This window comes from Clostridium puniceum (assembly GCF_002006345.1).
Lineage (GTDB): Bacteria > Bacillota > Clostridia > Clostridiales > Clostridiaceae > Clostridium > Clostridium puniceum.
The window spans coordinates 1-745 of the sequence record NZ_LZZM01000141.1 but is presented as its reverse complement, the minus strand read 5'-3'; the positions used below and the strand labels follow the sequence as shown (position 1 = coordinate 745).

General features: G+C 29.7%; 1 protein-coding gene. It reads right to left on the bottom strand.

The genetic code is table 11. The features are described 5' to 3' along the window. Positions 1-157: 157 nt before the first annotated feature. Positions 158-655 carry a terminase TerL endonuclease subunit gene (locus CLPUN_RS10765; protein ID WP_077847283.1) on the bottom strand — a complete coding sequence of 166 codons (498 nt, stop codon included), beginning with the start codon at positions 653-655 and terminating at the stop codon, positions 158-160. Positions 656-745: the final 90 nt, after the last annotated feature.

Genomic DNA, 745 nt, shown 5'->3' with positions numbered 1-745 from the left:
GAAACATTTATGTATAGCTCCTTGCTGTCATTTTTGTGTACAAACTCAATTATAACAAGGATTTATCATAAATGTTTTTTATTTTATTCATTTGTAAAATTATTCAAGCATTTTTGCACTATTATAGTTCAATAATAGTAATATAATCACCCCCTTTCTATACTGTTTGAATTACAAAGCCCCCATCATCATTAAAAATAACGTCCTGTTGCATGAGGTAAACCGCATTAATAATGCTGACCACCATGTCCACCTTACCGTTACTTTTCTTTTTATTGACGTATTTATTAAGGTTTGTATCTTCTGTACATTTTGCATTTTGGAAATTAATCTCTAGTAATAAATTTTCAACATATTTGAATCTATTACTTTCAACACATTCTTTTATTAGCTTGGTTGGTGGATGTAATACGCTTGAATGTTGTCTAACTTCAACAACTTTTAAGCCCTCATTTTTTAGCTTTTGGGCGGTACTTAAACAATTGTATCTATCGTAACCAATGCCCACGACATTAACTCCGTAAGTTTCCTCAATTGCTAATATGTATTCCTCAATGACCTTATAATCGACGGTCATATCTCCACACGCAATACATTTCATTTCACGTACAAAGGCATTATAAATGATACGATAAGAATGTAAGGAAATGATCATATAAGAATGTACAATTTAGTTTTTATAAATTATAATTACTCAAGATTTAACGGAGGTAATTATGATTATACAAACAAATATTTATTCAGA

What these genes read in the sequence shown, in the direction of transcription:
- CLPUN_RS10765 (WP_077847283.1), bottom strand. Translation starts at nt 655, where the DNA reads ATGATCATTTCCTTACATTCTTATCGTATCATTTATAATGCCTTTGTA.